18 protein-coding genes are annotated in these 18,704 nt (G+C 59.3%); 12 read left to right on the top strand and 6 right to left on the bottom strand.

Annotation, left to right across the window (positions count from 1 at the left end):
* Nucleotides 1–3: 3 nt before the first annotated feature.
* On the top strand, nucleotides 4–1,254 hold the full coding sequence (locus tag C7C56_RS09390; protein ID WP_106757171.1) for a glycosyltransferase family 4 protein: 1,251 nt from the start codon (nucleotides 4–6) through the stop codon (nucleotides 1,252–1,254).
* A 49-nt stretch (nucleotides 1,255–1,303) separates the two neighbouring features.
* Here C7C56_RS09390 and rfbD read toward each other — a convergent pair whose 3' ends face one another.
* From rfbD to C7C56_RS30285, 6 genes are all read right to left on the bottom strand, one after another.
* Entirely contained in the window at nucleotides 1,304–2,230 is a 927-nt protein-coding gene (gene rfbD, locus C7C56_RS09385; protein ID WP_106757170.1) for a dTDP-4-dehydrorhamnose reductase, read from the bottom strand.
* 37 nt (nucleotides 2,231–2,267) lie between these two features.
* Entirely contained in the window at nucleotides 2,268–2,813 is a 546-nt protein-coding gene (rfbC, locus tag C7C56_RS09380) for a dTDP-4-dehydrorhamnose 3,5-epimerase (RefSeq protein ID WP_106757169.1), read from the bottom strand.
* Between the two features lie 14 nt (nucleotides 2,814–2,827).
* Nucleotides 2,828–3,742 carry a glucose-1-phosphate thymidylyltransferase RfbA gene (gene rfbA / locus C7C56_RS09375; protein ID WP_106757168.1) on the bottom strand — a complete coding sequence of 305 codons (915 nt, stop codon included), beginning with the start codon at nucleotides 3,740–3,742 and terminating at the stop codon, nucleotides 2,828–2,830.
* Complete coding sequence (rfbB, locus tag C7C56_RS09370) at nucleotides 3,739–4,818, bottom strand: dTDP-glucose 4,6-dehydratase (RefSeq protein ID WP_106757167.1); 1,080 nt, start codon at nucleotides 4,816–4,818, stop codon at nucleotides 3,739–3,741. The genes rfbA and rfbB overlap by 4 nt, the downstream gene beginning before the upstream one ends.
* A 293-nt stretch (nucleotides 4,819–5,111) precedes the next feature.
* Complete coding sequence (locus C7C56_RS30290) at nucleotides 5,112–5,504, bottom strand: ISAs1 family transposase (RefSeq protein WP_267874677.1); 393 nt, start codon at nucleotides 5,502–5,504, stop codon at nucleotides 5,112–5,114.
* A complete protein-coding gene (locus C7C56_RS30285) occupies nucleotides 5,477–5,974 on the bottom strand; it encodes an ISAs1 family transposase (RefSeq protein WP_267874676.1) in 498 nt (165 codons plus the stop codon). Before C7C56_RS30285 ends, C7C56_RS30290 begins: the two co-directional genes overlap by 28 nt.
* A gap of 295 nt (nucleotides 5,975–6,269) precedes the next feature.
* Between C7C56_RS30285 and C7C56_RS09360 the strand changes: the two genes are divergently transcribed.
* From C7C56_RS09360 to C7C56_RS09310, 11 genes are all read left to right on the top strand, one after another.
* Complete coding sequence (locus C7C56_RS09360) at nucleotides 6,270–7,391, top strand: polysaccharide biosynthesis/export family protein (RefSeq protein ID WP_106757166.1); 1,122 nt, start codon at nucleotides 6,270–6,272, stop codon at nucleotides 7,389–7,391.
* On the top strand, nucleotides 7,388–7,825 hold the full coding sequence (locus C7C56_RS09355) for a low molecular weight protein-tyrosine-phosphatase (RefSeq protein ID WP_181373097.1): 438 nt from the start codon (nucleotides 7,388–7,390) through the stop codon (nucleotides 7,823–7,825). Before C7C56_RS09360 ends, C7C56_RS09355 begins: the two co-directional genes overlap by 4 nt.
* A 76-nt stretch (nucleotides 7,826–7,901) precedes the next feature.
* Nucleotides 7,902–10,133 (top strand): polysaccharide biosynthesis tyrosine autokinase, encoded by a 2,232-nt coding sequence (locus tag C7C56_RS09350; RefSeq protein ID WP_106757165.1) that lies wholly within the window; start codon nucleotides 7,902–7,904, stop codon nucleotides 10,131–10,133.
* Nucleotides 10,134–10,475: 342 nt separating this feature from the next.
* Nucleotides 10,476–11,753, top strand: coding sequence for a Vi polysaccharide biosynthesis UDP-N-acetylglucosamine C-6 dehydrogenase TviB (tviB, locus tag C7C56_RS09345; RefSeq protein WP_106757164.1), 1,278 nt, complete (start codon nucleotides 10,476–10,478; stop codon nucleotides 11,751–11,753).
* Between the two features lie 27 nt (nucleotides 11,754–11,780).
* Nucleotides 11,781–12,800: an NAD-dependent epimerase/dehydratase family protein gene (locus C7C56_RS09340; RefSeq protein WP_106757193.1), complete on the top strand. Its 1,020-nt coding sequence runs from the start codon at nucleotides 11,781–11,783 to the stop codon at nucleotides 12,798–12,800.
* Between the two features lie 75 nt (nucleotides 12,801–12,875).
* Nucleotides 12,876–13,994, top strand: a complete 1,119-nt coding sequence (locus C7C56_RS09335) for a DegT/DnrJ/EryC1/StrS family aminotransferase (RefSeq protein ID WP_106757163.1) — start codon at nucleotides 12,876–12,878, stop codon at nucleotides 13,992–13,994.
* The gene (locus tag C7C56_RS09330) at nucleotides 13,991–14,692 is read left to right on the top strand and encodes a WbqC family protein (protein ID WP_106757162.1); all 702 of its coding nucleotides are present in this window, start codon (nucleotides 13,991–13,993) and stop codon (nucleotides 14,690–14,692) included. The genes C7C56_RS09335 and C7C56_RS09330 overlap by 4 nt, the downstream gene beginning before the upstream one ends.
* Nucleotides 14,685–15,659, top strand: a complete 975-nt coding sequence (locus C7C56_RS09325; protein WP_146204373.1) for a hypothetical protein — start codon at nucleotides 14,685–14,687, stop codon at nucleotides 15,657–15,659. The genes C7C56_RS09330 and C7C56_RS09325 overlap by 8 nt, the downstream gene beginning before the upstream one ends.
* A gap of 12 nt (nucleotides 15,660–15,671) precedes the next feature.
* A complete protein-coding gene (locus tag C7C56_RS09320) occupies nucleotides 15,672–16,211 on the top strand; it encodes a GNAT family N-acetyltransferase (protein WP_106757160.1) in 540 nt (179 codons plus the stop codon).
* Nucleotides 16,212–16,213: 2 nt separating this feature from the next.
* Nucleotides 16,214–17,731 carry an oligosaccharide flippase family protein gene (locus C7C56_RS09315; protein WP_106757159.1) on the top strand — a complete coding sequence of 506 codons (1,518 nt, stop codon included), beginning with the start codon at nucleotides 16,214–16,216 and terminating at the stop codon, nucleotides 17,729–17,731.
* Nucleotides 17,731–18,672, top strand: coding sequence for a glycosyltransferase family 2 protein (locus tag C7C56_RS09310; protein ID WP_106757158.1), 942 nt, complete (start codon nucleotides 17,731–17,733; stop codon nucleotides 18,670–18,672). Before C7C56_RS09315 ends, C7C56_RS09310 begins: the two co-directional genes overlap by 1 nt.
* Nucleotides 18,673–18,704 lie beyond the last annotated feature (32 nt).

The following is an 18,704-nucleotide window of genomic DNA, read 5'->3' as shown; positions in this document are numbered from 1 at the left end:
GCTGTGCGCCTGCTTGTAGTAACACAATATTTTTGGCCAGAAAACTTCCGCATCAACGACCTGGTCGCCGAGATGGTCGCGCGCGGCCACGAAGTGACGGTGCTGTGCGGTCAGCCTAATTATCCGGCCGGCGAGTTCTATCCGGAATTCGTGGCCGCGCCCGGAAAATTCACGCGCTACGCCGGCGCCGAGGTGGTGCGCGTGCCGCATCTGGCGCGCGGCAAGGGCGGGCTGCGCCTGATGCTCAATTACGCCAGTTTCGCCGTCAGCGCGACCGTCCTGGGCTTGTGGAAATTGCGCGGCAAACCGTTCGACGCGATCCTGTGCTACGAGCCTTCGCCCATCACCGTGGGCCTGCCGGCGGTGGCGTTGAGGGCGAGCAAGCGCGCGCCGCTGACATTCTGGGTGCTCGACCTGTGGCCCGAAACGCTGCACGCGGTCGGCGTGGTCAGGTCGCCGGCGCTGCTGGCGGCGGTCGGCAGGCTGGTCTCGTTCGTCTACCGGCGCTGCGACCTGATCCTGGCCCAGTCGCGCAGTTTCGTCCCGCAGATCGAAAAATACGCCGGCGCCGGCAGCCGGATCGCCTATTTTCCGAGCTGGGCCGAAGGGGTGTTCGACATGGCGCAGGCGGGCCCGGCGCCGGAGGTGCAGGCGCGGCCGGACCTGTTCACGGTCATGTTCGCCGGCAATGTCGGCGAGGCCCAGGATTTCCCCGCGATCCTCGCCGCCGCCGAGCTGCTCAAGGACCAGCCCCGCGTCCGCTGGCTCATCATCGGCGACGGCAGGTACAGCGCCTGGCTCGCCGCGCAGGTCGCCGCGCGCGGCCTGGGGCACTGCTTCTTCCTGCTGGGCCGGCATCCGGTCGAGCGCATGCCGTCCTTCTTCAAGCATGCCGACGCGCTGCTCGTCTCGCTCAAGGACGAAGCCATTTTTTCCATGACGATCCCGGGCAAGGTGCAGTCCTATCTGGCGGCCGGCATCCCGTTGCTGGCCATGCTCAACGGCGAAGGCGCGGCCCTGGTCAAGTCGGCGCGGGCCGGACTGACCTGTGATGCGGGCGACCATGAGGGCCTGGCGGCGGCGGTGCTCGCGCTGGCGGCGATGAGCCGCGAGCAGCGCGCCGAGATGGGCGGGAACGGCCTGGCCGTGAGCGCGGCCGAATTCTGCCGAGATAAACTGGTCAGCCAACTCGAGCAGTGGCTGGGCGACTTCGCGCGGGTGCCGACCCGGGCCATGAGCGGCAGCACGCAATAGTCTGGTCCGCGTAGTATGCGCGCGCCATGGGCGCCGGCCCCTCCAGGGTTCACCGGCAGGGCCGCGCGGCGCCACCAGCCAGGCCTGCTGGCGGGTCCGCGCCGCCATCGGTCACGGCGCAGTCCAGGCACAGCGCGAGCGCCTCATCCCAGCGCGGCAGCGGGCCGAAGCGCTCGATGAAGCGTTGCGACGACAGGCGCGAGTTCTGCGGCCGGCGCGCCGCGGTCGGATACCGGCTGGCCTCGATTGCGGCGAGCGCCGGCTTCTTCGGGCTCGACCGATGGGCCACGATCGCCGCGGCGAAGCCGTGCCACGAGGTCTCGCCCTGCGCCGTCAAATGGTAGAGTCCCGTTTGCGCCGGCCCGATGGCGCCGCCGTTGGCGGCCACGATGCGGGCGGTGGCCTCGGCGACGGTGCGGCTCCAGGTCGGCGCGCCGAACTGGTCGGCGACGATGCTTAAGCCGGCGCGCTCGCGCGCGAGGCGCTGCACGGTCAACAGGAAATTGTTGCCGCGCCTGCCGTAGACCCAGCTCGTGCGCAGGATCAGGTGCGGCAGGCCGACCGCCGCCACGGCGCGCTCGCCGGCCAGCTTGGAGCGGCCGTAGACGTTGATCGGCGCGCACGGGTCGTCCTCTGTGTACGGCGTGTCCTTGCTGCCGTCGAACACATAATCGGTGCTGAAGTGGATCATGCCCGCGCCGAGCCACGCGGCCTCCTCGGCCATCACGCGCGGCGCCTCGGCGTTGATGCGCATGGCCAGCGTCGCCTCGTTCTCGGCCTTGTCGACGGCGGTGTAGGCCGCGGGGTTGATGATCAGGTCCGGCCTGACGGCGCGGATGACTTGGCGCACCTGGTCCAGGTCGGACAGGTCCATCTGGCCGCGGCCGACGGCGACGATGTCGCCGAGGCCGCGCAGGCAGCGTTCGAGCTCGTAGCCAACCTGGCCGTGCTTGCCGGTCAATAGAATGCGTTTCATCGCGTGCGGTGGCGAAAGGCGGGCGGCTGCGCCGGCCTCAGGGGAATGTGTCGGCGTCGGCCAGCAGTTGCCCGAAGCTGTCCTTGGCCGACAGGATGGGCAGCAGGCCGGGCGGCCAGCCGATCGCTAGCGTCGGGTCGTCCCAGCGAATGATTCGCTCGTGCTGGGGAGCATAATAATCGGTCATTTTGTAGAGGAACTCGGCCGACTCGCTGGTGACGACGAAGCCGTGCGCGAATCCCGGCGGGATCCACAGCTGGCGCCGGTTCTCGGCCGACAGCGACACCCCCATCCATTTTCCGAAGGACGGCGAGCTGCGCCGCAGGTCGACCGAGACATCGAACACCTCGCCGGCCACCACCCGCACCAGTTTGCCTTGCGTCTGCTCGATCTGGTAATGCAATCCGCGCAGCGCGTTGCGCGCGTACTTCGAGTGGTTGTCCTGGACGAAGGTGGTCGGCGCGCCGACCGCCTGCTCGAACCGGCGCTGGTGGAAGCTTTCGTAAAAAAAATTGTGCTCGTCGCCAAACAGTTCCGGTTCGAAGATGAGGACGTCGGGGATGGCGGTGCCCATGGTTCGCATAGATTGCCCGCTGGCTATGGCCGGTCGGCCTTGAAAAATATCTGCTCATTCAGGAGGCGCAGCAGGTACTGTCCGTAGCCGGTCTTGCTGAGTGGCTGCGCCAGGCTCTCGAGCTTGGCGGCGTCAATGTAGCCCTTCCGGTAGGCGATCTCCTCGGGACAGGCGACCTTGAGCCCCTGCCGGTTCTCGATCGTGGCGATGAATTGCCCCGCCTGCAGCAGCGAATCGTGGGTGCCGGTGTCGAGCCAGGCCATGCCGCGCCCCATCAGTTGCACGTTCAGTTCGTCGCGTTCGAGGTAGACCCGGTTGACGTCGGTGATTTCGAGCTCGCCGCGCGCGGAGGGGCGCACCGCCCTGGCGATCTCGCACACCTGGTTGTCGTAGAAATACAGGCCCGTGACGGCGTAGTTGGACTTCGGTTGGAGCGGCTTCTCCTCGATGCTGACCGCGCGCCAGTCCTTGTCGAACTCGACCACGCCATAACGCTCGGGATCCGTCACATGGTAGCCGAAAACGGTCGCGCCGCGCTCGTGCGCCGAGGCCCTGCGCAGCTGCGCCTCGAACTCCGTGCCGTAATAGATGTTGTCTCCAAGGATGAGCGCGCTCGGGGAGTCGCCGATGAAGTCGCTCCCGATGATGAAGGCCTGGGCCAGCCCGTCCGGGCTGGGTTGGGCCGCGTAGCTTAGCGCGATCCCCCATTGGCTGCCGTCGCCGAGCAACTCCCGGAAGCGCGGCGTGTCCTGGGGCGTCGAGATGATCAGGATCTCGCGTATCCCCGCCAGCATCAGCGTGGTGAGCGGATAGTAGATCATCGGCTTGTCGTAGACCGGCAACAATTGCTTGGACACGGTCATGGTGACCGGATACAGGCGCGTGCCTGAGCCGCCGGCCAGGATGATGCCCTTGCGTTCGATGGCGGGCGCGCTCATGCCGCCTCCGCCGCCGGCTTGCGCCGTGCGTAGTTCTGCTCGACCCAGTTCTGGTAATTGCCCGATTGCACGTCGCTGACCCATGCTTCGTTGTCGAGGTACCATTGGACCGTCTTGCGGATGCCGGTCTCGAACGTCTCGGCCGGGCGCCAGCCGAGTTCGCGTTCGAGTTTGCGCGCGTCGACGGCGTAGCGCCGGTCGTGCCCGGGGCGGTCGTCGACATAGCTGATTTGCGCGCGGTAGGAGCCGGTTTGCTTCGGGTCGAGCTGGTCGAGGATGTCGCACAGGGCCAGCACGACGTCGAGGTTGGCTTTCTCGTTCCAGCCGCCGATGTTGTAGACTTGGCCGACGCGCCCGCCCGCCAGCACCGCGCGGATCGCGGCGCAGTGGTCGCTCACGTAGAGCCAGTCGCGCACCTGCTGGCCGTCGCCGTAGATCGGAAGCGCCTTGCCCGCGCGCGCGTTGGTGATGACCAGCGGGATGAGCTTTTCGGGGAAATGGTAGGGACCGTAATTGTTCGAGCAATTGGTGGTCAGGGTCGGCATGCCGTAGGTGTGGTGGTAGGAGCGCACCAGATGGTCCGAGGCCGCCTTCGAGGCTGAGTACGGGCTGTTGGGGGCGTAGGTGGTCGTTTCGGTGAACGGCGCGTCGTGCGGCCCGAGCGTGCCGTACACCTCGTCGGTTGACACGTGCAGGAAGCGGAACGCGCTTTTCTCGGCGCCGGGCAGGCCGGACCAATGGGCGCGGGCCGCCTCGAGCAGGCTGAAGGTGCCGTTGACGTTGGTCGTGATGAACGCGCCGGGGCTGTGGATCGAGCGGTCGACGTGGCTTTCGGCGGCGAAATGGACGATCGCGCGCGGCTTGTGCAGCGCCAGCAGTGACGCCACATGGGCGCCGTCGCAGATGTCGCCCAGCACGAACAGGTGGCGCGGATCCTCGCGCAAGGCCGCGAGGTTGTTCACATTGCCGGCGTAGGTGAGCTTGTCGAAATTGACGACGGGCTCGTCGCTTTGGGCCAGCCAGTCGAGCACGAAATTGGAGCCGATGAAGCCAGCACCCCCAGTTACAAAAATCATTATGAACTCCTTCGCTATTCTACAATTGTGGTTTGCTTCGCCAAATCCGAAGCGATGGCATTCACGATGCTGGGGATGAATGCGGCCCGGCCGCGATGCGGCCGCATGCGCGAGCGAAACGCGCGCTGAGCGCGTTTTTCCGCCGCGGGTCAAAAGCGATGCGTCCCGGAAATACGCAACCGATGGGAGAAATGCTCGACGCTCCGGCATCATACGTCAAAACGTTGACATGCGCCAATGAGGGGAGGGCGGCACAAGGCGGCGCCAGGGCGATCGCATGAAGGATCAGATTGCTAGCCCAGCACCTTGCTCAGGTAGTCGCAGTTCCAGCCCGCCTTCAGTCGTTTGGAGCCGACACCTAGCTCGGTGGTCTTCTCCTTTTTTGAAAGGTTGAGTGCGATTCGGCGCAGGATGGCGAAATTCTGCGCCGCCTCCCCAACCCGGATGCGGCAGTCATCCTCGCGAAATGCAACGTCCAAGACCCAATGCATGCCGTTCCCGATGCCCCAGTGCGCACGCACAGGCTGAGCCAGTCGCGCCGCCCTGGCCGGCAGGCTGCTGATGTAAAACCTGCGTTCGACACTGGCAGTGCCCCGCCGCCATTCCCGCCGATGATTTCCCTCGTCGAACCGATCATTATCAGGCTCTGTAGCGCGGCCTAATTCTGATCGTGTTGACCGAGCCAAGCGACGTCGTTCGTCACCAGGCAGCGCCGGGTTTCCATCCGTCCGTGATCCTTTTCGGTCTGGATGTCGTCCCAGAACGGACGATCCATCTTGCCGCCATCGGCGGCATCGAACCACAGCTTGACGGCCTCGGCCGGCCCGGGCTGATTGTCCTTCACGGCCAGCACATAGTCGGCGCCGCCTGCCACGATCTCGGCCGCGATGCCGCGTTGGCAGTCCATCGCGTCAATCGTGATGATGGCGCCTTTGACATCGAGCGTGGCCAATAATTCCGGTATCGCGGTGATTTCGTTACCCTTGTCCGCAGTCTGGACTTGTCCAAGCGTCAAACCACTGGCGCTACTCCATTCCGACACAAGATGAATCGCGCTCTGCTTGCCGTCGTGCGAGCCACGCACCGATTTGCAATCAATGGCAATGTGCTGGCCAACTAGCGAAGGGCACATGAGCTCGTCCACCGAACGAAGCACGACTCGAATTGCCTCGCGTCGGGCGTGCCGTTCGCGTAGGGCAGGTGCCGGCGCCCAATTCACCACCTACCGGCTTGAAGGTTTCGTCGATGCGCGGCGAGCGGCGTTGCTGGTGATAATGTCATCTATTTTGCCGTGTTGGCTAGCTTAATTCGAATGCATTTCCATTGACTCAAATCAAACGGCAATGGATCGAGGTGGAAAATTGTTGTATACTGCGCCGGATCGTGCATGTAAATTGCAAACATTCCGCAGTCAACCACTGCCAGATTTTGAATCCCGATAAGCGATAATTATGCCTTTTTCCTTTTCTGTGGCTGTCAAGCGCTGCCGTTTGCTGGCGCTTGTGCCCGTTGTTGTGGCCTGTTCCAACATGGAGCCGGGAATGCGGATCGACGTGCGTGATGTTCCGAGCACGGATACGCGGGTCCAGCAGGCGCCTGCGATCAGGCTCATCACGCCGGCGTTGCTGCAGGCCGAAAAGGCGGCGCGCGCCGAGGCTGCGGGCGAGGCAACCCACGCCCTGATCGGTGCGCCGCGCTCGTACCTGATCGGCAAGGGGGATATGCTGTCGATCCTGGTGTGGGACCATCCCGAGCTCAATATCGCATCTTCCGGCGCCCAGGCGTTGACGAACACCGGCGCCCAGACGCCGGCCGTGTTCGTCGTTGACCAGGACGGCATCGTCCAGTTTCCGTACGTCGGGCCGATCAAGTTGTCCGGCCTGACTGAATTGCAGGCGCGTAATCTTCTGGCTGAAAAGCTAGTCAAGTCGATCAAGCGCCCCGACATCACGCTCAGGGTGCTGTCCTACCGCAGCAAGCGGATCTACATCGACGGCGAAGTCAAGTCGCCGGGCAACCAGGCGATCGACGACGTTCCGATGACGCTGCTGGAGGCGGTGAGCCGGGCCGGCGGATTCCTGCCCAGTTCGGACCAGAGCCGCATCATCGTGTCGCGCGCCGGTATTTCCCATCCAGTCAATCTGCCCGCGCTGCTTCAGCGCGGGGTCGACACTTCTCGGCTGATGCTCGCCCCCGGTGACGCGGTGCGGGTGCCGAGCCGCGAGGAGAGCAAGGTGTATGTGCTGGGTGAGGTGAACACGCCCAAGGCCTTGGCCATGCACCACGGAAGGTTGACGCTGGCCGACGCCCTAGGAGAAGCCGGCGGCTTGAGCCAGTTGAGCAGTTCCGCGCGCCAAGTGTACGTGGTGCGCAATGCCGGCGACGCCGAGCCGGTGGTCTACAACCTCGACGCCGCCTCGCCGGTCGCGCTCGCGCTCGCCGGAGGGTTCGAGCTTAGCGCGCGCGATGTCGTGTTCGTCGACGCATCCGGCCTTGCCCGCTACAACCGCATCATCAACCTGATCCTGCCGACCGCAGCGACCGCCGCAACCTCGATCGGCCAAATCAAGTGATCCAGCGGATTCTGGTGCTTTGTATCGGCAACATTTGCCGCAGTCCGATGGCGGAGGGGATGCTCAGGCAGGCCCTGCCGGGCAGGGCCGTCGTGTCGGCCGGACTGGGCGCCATGATCGGCAAACCGGCCGATCCACACGCGCTGCAGTTGATGGCCGAGCACGGCATCGATATCGACACGCACCGCGCGCAACAAATATCGTCCGCGCTGGTCTCCCAGGCCGAGGTGATCCTGGTGATGGACCTCGACCAGAAAAGGCACGTCGAAACGCAGTACATGGGTGCCCGCGGAAAAGTGTTCCGATTGGGCGAGGCGGCAAAGGTGGATATTCCCGATCCTTATCGGGAGGGTATCGACAGTTTCAGGTTGGCGCACAAGCTCATCGAGGCGGGTGTTAAGGTGTGGTCCGAGCAGATCGTAAAAATGGGTTAGCGGCGAGGGCGCCTTGGCGCTTTCGATCTTAATCGGTTGCTCGATCTGTATCATACAAATTTTTTTTGGTTTTATAATGAACGAATCCGCTTCACAAAACGCCCTCATCGCCGGGAAAGCTTTCGACCAAGACGACGATGCCATCAATCTCGCCTCGTATCTCGATCTGTTATTCGACAACCGGTGGTTGATCGCCGTGATCGCATTTGTGGTCACCGTGCTGGGCACGGCGTATGCATACATGAGCACGCCAGTGTACCAAGCCAACATCTTGGTGCAGGTTGAGGACAGTGCGTCGTCGTCCAAGAATATCCTGGGGGACCTCTCCAGTGTTTTCGATCTGAAAACCGCCGCCACTGCGGAAATGGAAATCCTGCGCTCACGCTTCGTTGTGACACGCGCAGTTAACAACGCGTTGCTCTACATTCGCGCCGAGCCAAAATATTTCCCGGTGGTGGGGCGCTGGATTGCGCGCTCGAACAAGGAGTTGACCGAGCCCGGCCTGTTCGGAATTGGCGGATACGTGTGGGGCCCCGAGCGCATCGAAGTAACACTGTTCAATGTGCCGGTCAAACTCGAAGGGTTGACCTTTGTGCTGACCGCGATGGGAAACGATTCGTATCGCGTGACCCTGCCAGGCGGCGCCGGCGAATTTAGCGGCAAACTGGGGCAAATCGCCTCGAGCAAGGTGGGCAATGGTACGGTCGAGTTGCGTGTCGATGCGCTGAGCGGGTTGCCCGGCGCGCGGTTCAAGCTGCTCCGCTCGCCGATTCTTGGCACCGTCGAAAAACTGCAAGGCTCCTTGAACATCGCCGAAAAGGGCAAGCAGTCAGGCATCATCGGCGTTTCCATGCAGGGGCCAGATCCCAGGAAAACGGCGGGCATCCTCAACCACATCGGGCTTGAATATATCCGCCAGAACGTGGACCGCAAGTCCGAGGAGGCCGAAAAATCGCTCGCCTTCCTCGATAAGCAACTGCCGGAAATGAAAGCCAATCTGGAGGAGGCCGAGGTCAAATACAACACGCTGCGCAACAGTCGCGGCACAATCGATTTGAGCGAAGAGGCCAAGACCGTCCTGCAGCAGTCGGTGATGTCACAAACGAGGATGGTCGAGCTCAAGCAAAAGCGTGATGAATTGCTCACGCGGTTTCAAAGCTCCAATCCCCTGGTGGAGGCGGTCACCCAGCAAATGCGCACGCTGAGCGCCGAACTCGATTCGGTCAACAGCAAGATCAAGCGCTTGCCGTCGGTCGAACAGGATGTGTTCAGGTTGACCCGAGACGTCAAGGTGAACACGGACCTGTACACGGCTCTGCTCAACAGTGCCCAGCAATTAAGGCTGGTCAAGGCGAGTAAAGTCGGCAATGCCCGTCTGCTCGATGTTGCTGAGATCCCGTTAAATCCGGTGCGCCCGAAGCGTGCTATTGTGATCGCACTGGCGGCCCTGGTTGGACTGTTTCTTGGTGTAGTGGGCGCGTTTATCCGCAAGAATCTGTTCGGAGGGATCGACGATCCCCACGAAATCGAACATCGACTCGGCTTGCCAGTCAGCGCCGCCGTGGCACACAGCGAAAAACAGGAATTGCTGTACGAGCTGATGCAGAGCGACCCGAAGAAGGTTTCTGTGCTGGCCCACGACGATCCGTCTGACCCGGCGATTGAAAGCCTGCGCAGCTTCCGCACTTCGCTGCAATTCTCAATGTTGAGCGCAAAGAATAATATCGTCATGATCAGCGGTCCGACGCCGACGGTCGGTAAGTCGTTCGTCTCAGTCAATTTTGCCGCCGTTCTGGCATCGACCGGCAAGAAGGTCTTGCTTATTGATGCCGACTTGCGCAAAGGATATTTGCAGCGTTATTTTGGACTCAAGCGCAAGGACGGCCTGTCCGAGCTCATCGCCGGTCAGCATACGCTCGAGCAAGCGATTCATAGAAACGTGGTCGAGAATCTGGACTTTATTTCGACCGGCGTGCTGCCGCCGCGGCCGGCCGAGCTGTTGGCCCATGAGCACTTCGCCGAATGCCTTCGCAGGGTGTCCGCTCTTTACGATATCGTCATCATCGACAGCGCGCCGGTCCTGGCTGTGGCGGACGCGCTGGTCATCGGCACGCACTCGGGCACAATCTTCAACATCGTCCGCGGCGGCGTGACCACCATGGGCGAGATCGAGGAATCGGTTAAGCGGTTTAGGCAGGCCGGCACCTCAATCACCGGGATTGTGTTCAATGATCTCAAGCCACGCATGGGACGTTATGGCTACGGGTCCAAATACGGAAAATACCGCTACGCCCAGTATAAATATTGACAACAACATGATTAGGGGAATTGAACAATGAGAAGCAAAAAGATGAGCTTGCGGCGGGCGACTCGCTGGACTCATAGAGCCAAACGTGGCATGTTCATTCTCGGCCTGCTATTGGCATTCGGAATCGCTGGCATCGTCGTGTTATCGGACTAGCTGGCCGCCTTCTGCACATCGCGGCACCACCTGTTTGTCAAATAAACCGCCTGGCAGCATGAGTGCTTTCCGCGCGGTGCGGCGCAGGTCGTTCGTTGGGGCAACCCTCTAAAAATGGAAAACCTGGGCGCGCTCGCATTGTGAGAGTCGCAACCAGTACAAACTGATCACAATACTCACGGACACGTCATGAATTTAACATCTAAAACACAAATCGCAATCATCGGCCTAGGGTATGTAGGTCTGCCATTGGCTGTCGAGTTCGGGAAAAAATACCCGACCATTGGTTTTGATATCAACCAGGGGCGTGTTCAAGAATTGCGCAGCGGAGTTGATCATACATTGGAAGTCGATACCCATGAATTAGTCGAGGCGAAGCACCTGGCCTATACGACAGATATCGAGGACCTGCGCCAGGCGAATGTCTATATCGTTACCGTGCCCACCCCAATCGACGAGCATAAGCAGCCGGATTTGACGCCGTTGCTGAAGGCCTCGGAGACTCTCGGAAAGGTGGTCAGAAAAGGCGACGTGGTCGTTTATGAGTCCACCGTATACCCTGGTGCGACCGAGGATTATTGCGTACCCGTCATCGAGCGGGTCTCGGGACTCAAATTCAATGAGGATTTTTTTGTCGGATACAGCCCGGAACGAATCAATCCCGGCGACAAGGAGCACCGTCTCACAACTATCACTAAGGTGACCTCCGGCTCCACCCCGCAGGCGGCAGATTTTGTCGACGCGCTTTATCGCAGCATCATCGTGGCCGGCACCCATAAGGCGTCGTCGATCCGCGTCGCAGAGGCGGCTAAGGTGATCGAGAACACACAGCGCGACCTGAACATCGCCCTTATGAACGAACTCGCGATCATTTTCAATAAAATGGGCATCGATACGGAGGACGTTCTCACGGCGGCTGGTACCAAATGGAACTTCCTTCCGTTCCGCCCGGGTCTGGTCGGCGGTCATTGCATCGGTGTCGATCCATACTATCTTACCCACAAGGCCGAGTCGATTGGGTACCACCCGCAGGTGATACTTGCAGGCCGGCGTATCAATGACAGCATGGGCGCGTATGTTGTTGGCGAGCTCGTCAAAAAAATGCTGAAACGCCGCATCCATGTTGACGGCGCCAATGTGCTGGTGATGGGCCTGTCATTCAAGGAAAATTGCCCCGACCTGCGTAACACCAAGGTCATTGACATCATTAACGAACTGGTTGATTACAACGTCAACGTCGATGTCTACGACCCATGGGTCAGCAAGGAGGGCGCGGAGCATGAATACGGCATTACGCCGATAGCCGCGCCAGAAGTTGGCAAATACGATGCGGTGATCTTGGCCGTGGCCCACCGCGAATTCAAGGAGTTCGGTGCCGCCGCCCTGCGCAGCTTCGGGAAGGAAACTCACGTCCTGTTCGACTTGAAATGTATGCTGCCGAAGGGTGAGGCGGACATACGCTTGTAACACGGACAGTTGACCAAGGACCACAACATGACCCAATTTGAAAATATTCAACAACAATTGCGCGCACAGCCGAAAAAATGGCTGATCACGGGGTGTGCCGGTTTCATCGGCTCAAATCTTCTCGAAACCCTGCTCCAACTGGAGCAAACCGTTGTCGGACTCGATAATTTCGCGACCGGCCACCAGCGCAATCTGGATGAGGTCAGGGAATTGGTCGGGCCGGAGCGGTGGGCGCGCTTTACCCTGGTGACAGGGGACATCCGCGATCTGGCCGCTTGCCAGCGAGCGGTCGAAGGTGTCGATTATGTGCTGCACCAGGCCGCCCTGGGGTCGGTCCCCCGTTCACTCAAAGATCCGCTGACCAGCAACGATGTCAATGTAAGCGGTTTTCTCAATATGCTGACGGCGGCCAGGGATGCTGCGGTCACCTCATTCGTCTACGCGGCCTCGAGCTCGACCTATGGCGATCATCCCGGCTTGCCAAAGGTCGAGGACCGCATCGGAAAGCCGTTGTCCCCTTACGCCGTCACGAAATACGTCAACGAATTGTATGCTGAGGTTTTCGCGCGCAGCTACGGATTCAAAACGATCGGGTTGCGCTATTTCAATGTATTCGGGAAGCGCCAGGATCCGAATGGCGCGTACGCTGCCGTCATCCCCAAATGGATCGCAGCTATGATCGCTGGCGACGACGTGTTCATCAATGGCGACGGCGAGACCAGCCGCGACTTCTGTTATGTCGAGAACGCGGTGCAGGCCAACTTGCTCGCGGCCACGACCGGGGACGAGAACAAGAACGAAGTCTACAACGTGGCCGTGAGCGACGCGACGAGTCTCAACGTTCTCGCGGCGAACCTGAAGCGGATCCTGGGAACGCACGGCGTAGAGTATGGCAAGGAACTCGTCTATCGAGGTTTCCGCGACGGCGACGTGCGTCATTCGCAGGCCGACATCGGAAAGTCTTCCAAGCGGCTCGGCTATGCGCCGGCCTATCGCATTGGCCAAGGCCTCGAAGCGGCAATGCCGTGGTATCTGGCAAACCACTAGGACTTGCGAGTTCCTCCGAGAATTTTCGTACACCAAGGCCGCACCCAGGCGGAGAATCGGTGCAACTAGGCAAATATGAGCAATAACAATCCCATTTATGTTACCCAACCCCACCTTCCTCCCCTTGAGGAGTTCATTCCGTATTTGAAGAAGATTTGGGACAATAAGATACTGACCAATGGCGGGCCCTTCCACCGGCAGTTGGAAAGTGCCTTGTGCGAGTATTTGGGGGTTGAGCATCTAGCCTTGTTCACCAACGGGACGATCGCGCTTGTCACCGCCTTGCAGGCGCTCAGGATTACTGGCGAGGTCATCACGACGCCCTACTCGTTTGTCGCAACGGCGCATTCATTGTTATGGAACGGGATCAAGCCAGTCTTTGTGGACATCGACCCGGACACGCTCAATCTGGATCCGGCGAAAATCGAGGCCGCCATCACCCCGCAAACGACCGCCATCATGCCGGTACATTGCTATGGACATCCTTGCGATGTCGAGGCCATTCAGAAAATCGCTGACAACTACAATCTCAAAGTGATCTACGACGCCGCCCACGCTTTTGGGGTGCAGAACGACTCGGGCAGCGTGCTTCGGCATGGCGACCTGTCGGTGCTCAGTTTCCACGCCACCAAGGTGTTCAACACCTTTGAAGGCGGGGCTATTATCTGTCCCGATGCGAAGACCAAGCTGCGCATCGACCAACTTAAGAATTTCGGTTTCGTCGACGAGGTGACGGTAGTGGCGCCGGGCATCAATGGCAAAATGAGCGAGATCAATGCCGCTTTCGGCATGCTGCAGCTCGAGGGGGTGGCCGACGTGATTGCGGCGCGCAAGGAGATCGATCATCGTTACCGGAAGCTGCTAAGCGGCGTTAAGGGAATCCGCTGTCTTGGCGACGCAGGCGAGAAGGTGGCCAATTATTCGTACTTCCCAATCTTGGTCGAGAACGACTACCCGGTGACGCGCGATGCGCTGTATCAGGCGTTAAAGGATCAAAACATCTTTGCGCGACGCTACTTCTATCCGCTGATCACCGATTTCCCGATGTACCGCGGTTTGCCATCGGCGCACGCGGGCAATCTGCCAGTGGCGAGCGAGGCGGCCCGCAAAGTCATGTGCCTACCGATCTATCCGAGTCTGACGGGCGAGCAAGTCGATACGATTGCCGGTGTCATCGCAGGATTTTCAAAATGAGGCTTGCGATTATGCAGCCCTATTTTTTTCCATATTTAGGGTACTTCCAGCTGATTGCCAGTGTCAATAAGTTCGTGTTTTATGATGATGTCAATTTTATTAAAAACGGCTGGATCAACCGGAATCGGGTTTGCGCCGCTGGTGCGCCCCGCTACATCACAGTCCCTTTGTCGGCAGCGAGTCCTTTTCAGAAAATCAACCAGATCATGGTACAGCCGGGCGAGTTGTGGCGCAAGAAAATGCTCGAGGGCATGCGCCACACCTATTCGAAGGCGCCCAATTTTCGCGGAGTGTTTGAGCTCTTTTCCGAGGTGCTGACCGCCGACGAGCCGAGCATGGCCTGCCTCGCAAAAAACAGTGTGCGCGCCGTCTCCGACTATCTCGGCCTTCAAACGGAATTCGTGATGACGTCTGCGGCCTATGGGAATACGGGCCTCAGCGGCGCGGCCAGGGTAATTGATATTTGCATCAAGGAAAATGCTACCGATTATTACAATCCCCCGGGCGGTAAGGAACTTTACGATGCGGACGAATTCACATCGGCCGGGCTCGGACTGCATTTTGTCACGCCGCAGCTTCCGCAATACCGGCAGTTTTCAAAGGAATTCATCCCTGGCCTTTCGATAATCGACGTGCTGATGTTTGCTGATACGCAAGAAGCAAAAGAGATGGTGGCCGGGAGCGTTTGCGGTGGTTGAGCGTGCGATCGGCGGGTATTTCGAACTGGAGTTGCCACCAGGGCATGCGCTTCCGTATCCGCAGGCTATTCGGCTTCAATCGGGCCGCGCTGCGTTCGCGGCTTTGCTGGGGGCAGGTAAGCCGCGGCAGGTTTGGATGCCAAGGTTTCTGTGCGACTCTATGCGCGCGCCGCTGGAACTGGCGGGAATCGGCGTTAAGCATTACTCGCTCAACGCGCGGTTCGAGATCGCTGATGAGGTGGCGCTCGGGCCCGATGATTGGCTGTTTTATGTGGACTATTTCGGCGTCTGTTCGACCAATGTAGATCAGATTCTCCGAACCTTTAATCCCGATCAGGTCGTCCTCGACCACTCGCAGGCATTTTTCTCCCCGCCGCGCGATTGTCTCGCCACCATTTTCTCTGCGCGGAAATTTTTCGGCGTTGCCGATGGCGGCTTGCTGGTCACAAAGCTGCCGGTGAGTGTGCCTGCCGAGATTGACGAGACCACCCTAGAGCGCGCCACGCATTTGTTGAAGCGTCTGATCGGTCCGGCAGAGCTCGGGTATGCGGATTACCAGCGGGCAGAGTACGCGCTGACAGATTGTAAGCCGCGCAGGATGTCTGCTCTGACTGAGCGTCTGTTGAGCTCGGTTGCCTTTGAAGACGTGCGAGAAGCCCGTGTACGCAATTTCCGGCTACTTCACGCCCGGCTCGGTTGCTTGAACCGCTTGCCGCTCGAGCTCGACGCGGTCGAAGGACCCTTGTGTTATCCGTTTCTGGCCGAGGGGAATGCGATCCGTGAAATCCTGATTCGCAACAGAGTCTTCGTGCCAACCTATTGGCCCGACGTTTTGAACACGTCCGCGCCTTCTAGTTGCGAATACGAGCTGGTGAATAACCTGATTCCGCTGCCCTGCGACCAGCGGTATGGCGTCGCGGAGATGGAGAAAATCGGCGATATAGTCTCCGGTTTTTTTAGAAAATAGGAAAGCAAGAAGATGTCATATTTTTTGAGAGAGATCAGCAGGAGCGACTTGCCACAGATATCGAGCTGGCGCAATGATCCGGGCCTGATCGAAAACCTCGCCTCGCCCTTCCGCTTCATCGATCTCGAAGTCGATACCAAGTGGTTCGAAAGTTATATGGCGAGCCGTGCGAACAATGTGCGCTTGGCGATTTGTCAGCGCGACTCCGGCAGCATTATTGGCGCGGCCTACCTGCTCAGCATCGACTGGGTCAGTAGAAGCTGTGAATTTTCAATATTCATAGGTGACGTTCACTCACGCGGAAAGGGCGTGGGTGAATTCGCGATACAACATGTTCTGCGACATGCCTTTGAGGACCTTAATCTGCGCCGGGTCGCTCTGAACGTGCTGGAGAATAATGCGCGGGCTTTGCACCTCTATCGAAAAAACGGCTTTGTCGATGAGGGGCGCTTGCGGCAGGCGGTTGCCAAGCGGGGTGCGTACTTTGATCTGATCCAGATGGCGATCCTTTCCGATGAATTCTACAGTTCCGGCACGATTGATCGGAGCTAGTCTTGTCCCTTAAACGCAATGTCGTTGCCAACTACGTCGGGCAAATATACGTTACCTTGATCAGCATCGTGATGGTGCCGTTGTACGTGCGCTACATGGGCGCCGAGGCATATGGCTTGGTTGGATTTTTCGCCATGCTCCAAGCATGGTTCATGCTGCTGGACATGGGATTGACCCCGACCATGGCGCGTGAGACTGCGCGGTTCAATGGTGGGGCGATCGATGCGCGCGCCTTGCGCAGTCTATTGCGCGCGCTTGAAGTCATATTTGTCGCTGTCGCGGTGGTCAGCGCCGCGGTCATTTTGGCCGGGGCAGGGGCGATCGCGCGTAGCTGGCTCAAGGTGGAGCAACTGCCACTGGAAACGGTAACCGAAGCAATCATGCTGATGGGGGGGATTATTGCTCTACGTTGGGTCTGTGGACTTTACCGCGGCGTGATCAACGGATTCGAGCGTCTAGTTTGGCTCAACACGTTCAACGTTGCGATTGCTACTGCACGCTTTGTGCTTGTGATTCCACTCTTCAAATACGTTGACACCAGCATTTCCGTTTTCTTCGCATACCAGCTGTTGTTGGCGTTCGTTGAGGTTCTCGTGCTCGTGTGCAAAACCTACGTTCTTCTGCCGAAGACCGAAGCGCGCGCCGGTTCGCCATTTCAGTTTGCGCAGCTTCGCGGCGTGCTCAAATTCTCGCTGACCATAGCTTTCACCGGTTCGGTATGGGTGCTGGTGACGCAGACGGACAAGCTGGTACTGTCCAAATTGCTGCCGTTGGCGGAATACGCTTATTTCACTCTGGCGGTGCTGGTCGCGGGCGGTGTAATGGTGATCAGCGGACCGATCAGCCTGGCATTGCTACCCCGATTGACCCGCCTGTCGGCAGCGGGCAATGACACGGGCATGGTCAGACTATATCGCGCCGCCACGCAGTTGGTCGCAGTCATCGCCACTCCGGCCGCATTGGTGTTGGCCTTTTTTTCCGAATCGGTGCTGTGGGCTTGGACCGGCAATGCCGTCATCGCACGCGAAGCGGCCCCGATTTTGGCGCTGTACGCGCTCGGCAATGGGATTCTTGTGCTGGGCGCTTTTCCGTATTACCTTCAGTTCGCGAAAGGCGATCTGAAACTGCATTTGATCGGCAATATCTTGTTCGTGGTCTTGTTGATCCCCGTTTTGATACTAGCGACGATCCAATATGGCGTCAGAGGCGCTGGATACGCCTGGCTGGGCGCAAATACGGTCTATTTCATTTGCTGGGTCCCGCGGGTACATTCCCGTTTTGTAAAAGGATTGCACGCCAAATGGTTGTTGCAGGATTTGCTTCCGACCGTGGGATTGCCGCTCGCTGGCGCAATGCTTTTGCACCGCTTCGTCCACTGGCCAGAGCAACGCCTGTCGGCAGCCGTCGTATTGGTCATCGCGGGGCTGACGCTGCTTGGGCTCTCCGCTGCGGGCTCTTCGTGGGTGCGTGATTCGATAACTGCGCGCTGGAACGTGCGCTCGTTGAAGAGGACCAGATAATGGAATTGCCTTCGTCAAAGCCAAAGGTGTCGGTCTGCGTGGTCACCTACAACCAGGCGGGATTCATCCGGGAGTGTCTCCAGAGCCTGGTCGATCAAAAAACCAATTTCTTCTTCGAAGTCATCGTTGGCGATGACGCCTCGACCGACAACACGGGAGACATCGCGCAGGAGTTCGCGGACGCTTATCCTGGACTGGTCAAACTGATCCGGCACAAAACCAATGTTGGCCCCACCAGAAATTACCTAGCGGTCCACCAGATGGCCATGGGTGATTATGTTTCGCATATCGATGGTGATGATTGCGCGATGCCGGGGAAATTGCAGGCGCAGGCGGATCTGCTGGATCAACGCATGGATATATCGTTCACAGTGCACGCTGTAAAGGTCATCGACACTGATAAAAAAATCGAGCGAAGCAAGAATTTTCCGATTCAAGGTTCTTTGCATGACCTTTTGAATCTCGGGACCTATTTCGTGCACAGCAGCGTGATGTACAGGAAGTGCAACGAGTTTGTGCATGACCCGGCTGCCGGTGAGATAGTGGACTATTTTTTTCACATTGAACGCGCCAGTTGGGGCGACATCTATTTTGATGATCGGATTTTGGGCGGTTACCGGATTCACGAAGGCGGAATATCGAAGAGTTTGAAGGATCGCGAAATGCTTGAGGTATGCTACGAGAACGCTTTTGATAGAGCATTGTCTTTCGGGATCGATTTCGCGGTGGTCCAGTCAGCGCGCCTCAAGCGGCGCATGGCATTTGCGATATCGGCTTTTATGATGGGTGAGAAAGGCGCATACAAGCGAAAAGTTTTTCTTTCTGATAACGACTATCCTTACGCAACTGGCAAGCACCGCGCGCTTCATTGGTCGCGTTCGGTTCCGGTCCTTATGCAAATTTACATGCGTGTGAGGAATGCCCAAAGTAATCGAGGTTGAATTGTTTTAGGGATTACTTTATTGAATCATTG

Origin of the sequence: Massilia glaciei (assembly GCF_003011895.2) — a bacterium.
Lineage (GTDB): Bacteria > Pseudomonadota > Gammaproteobacteria > Burkholderiales > Burkholderiaceae_D > Telluria_A > Telluria_A glaciei.
Note: the sequence above shows the minus strand (reverse complement) of the source record. Positions and strands in the feature narration are given on the sequence as shown.

Bases quoted from the DNA above. Each gene is read 5' to 3' on its own strand.
- tviB (WP_106757164.1), top strand. From the start codon at position 10,476: ATGAATTTAACATCTAAAACACAAATCGCAATCATCGGCCTAGGGTAT.
- C7C56_RS09350 (WP_106757165.1), top strand. From the start codon at position 7,902: ATGAACGAATCCGCTTCACAAAACGCCCTCATCGCCGGGAAAGCTTTC.
- rfbA (WP_106757168.1), bottom strand. From the start codon at position 3,742: ATGAGCGCGCCCGCCATCGAACGCAAGGGCATCATCCTGGCCGGCGGC.
- C7C56_RS09320 (WP_106757160.1), top strand. From the start codon at position 15,672: ATGTCATATTTTTTGAGAGAGATCAGCAGGAGCGACTTGCCACAGATA.
- C7C56_RS09360 (WP_106757166.1), top strand. From the start codon at position 6,270: ATGCCTTTTTCCTTTTCTGTGGCTGTCAAGCGCTGCCGTTTGCTGGCG.
- C7C56_RS09330 (WP_106757162.1), top strand. From the start codon at position 13,991: ATGAGGCTTGCGATTATGCAGCCCTATTTTTTTCCATATTTAGGGTAC.
- C7C56_RS09310 (WP_106757158.1), top strand. From the start codon at position 17,731: ATGGAATTGCCTTCGTCAAAGCCAAAGGTGTCGGTCTGCGTGGTCACC.
- C7C56_RS09340 (WP_106757193.1), top strand. From the start codon at position 11,781: ATGACCCAATTTGAAAATATTCAACAACAATTGCGCGCACAGCCGAAA.
- rfbC (WP_106757169.1), bottom strand. From the start codon at position 2,813: ATGCGAACCATGGGCACCGCCATCCCCGACGTCCTCATCTTCGAACCG.
- rfbD (WP_106757170.1), bottom strand. From the start codon at position 2,230: ATGAAACGCATTCTATTGACCGGCAAGCACGGCCAGGTTGGCTACGAG.
- rfbB (WP_106757167.1), bottom strand. From the start codon at position 4,818: ATGATTTTTGTAACTGGGGGTGCTGGCTTCATCGGCTCCAATTTCGTG.
- C7C56_RS09335 (WP_106757163.1), top strand. From the start codon at position 12,876: ATGAGCAATAACAATCCCATTTATGTTACCCAACCCCACCTTCCTCCC.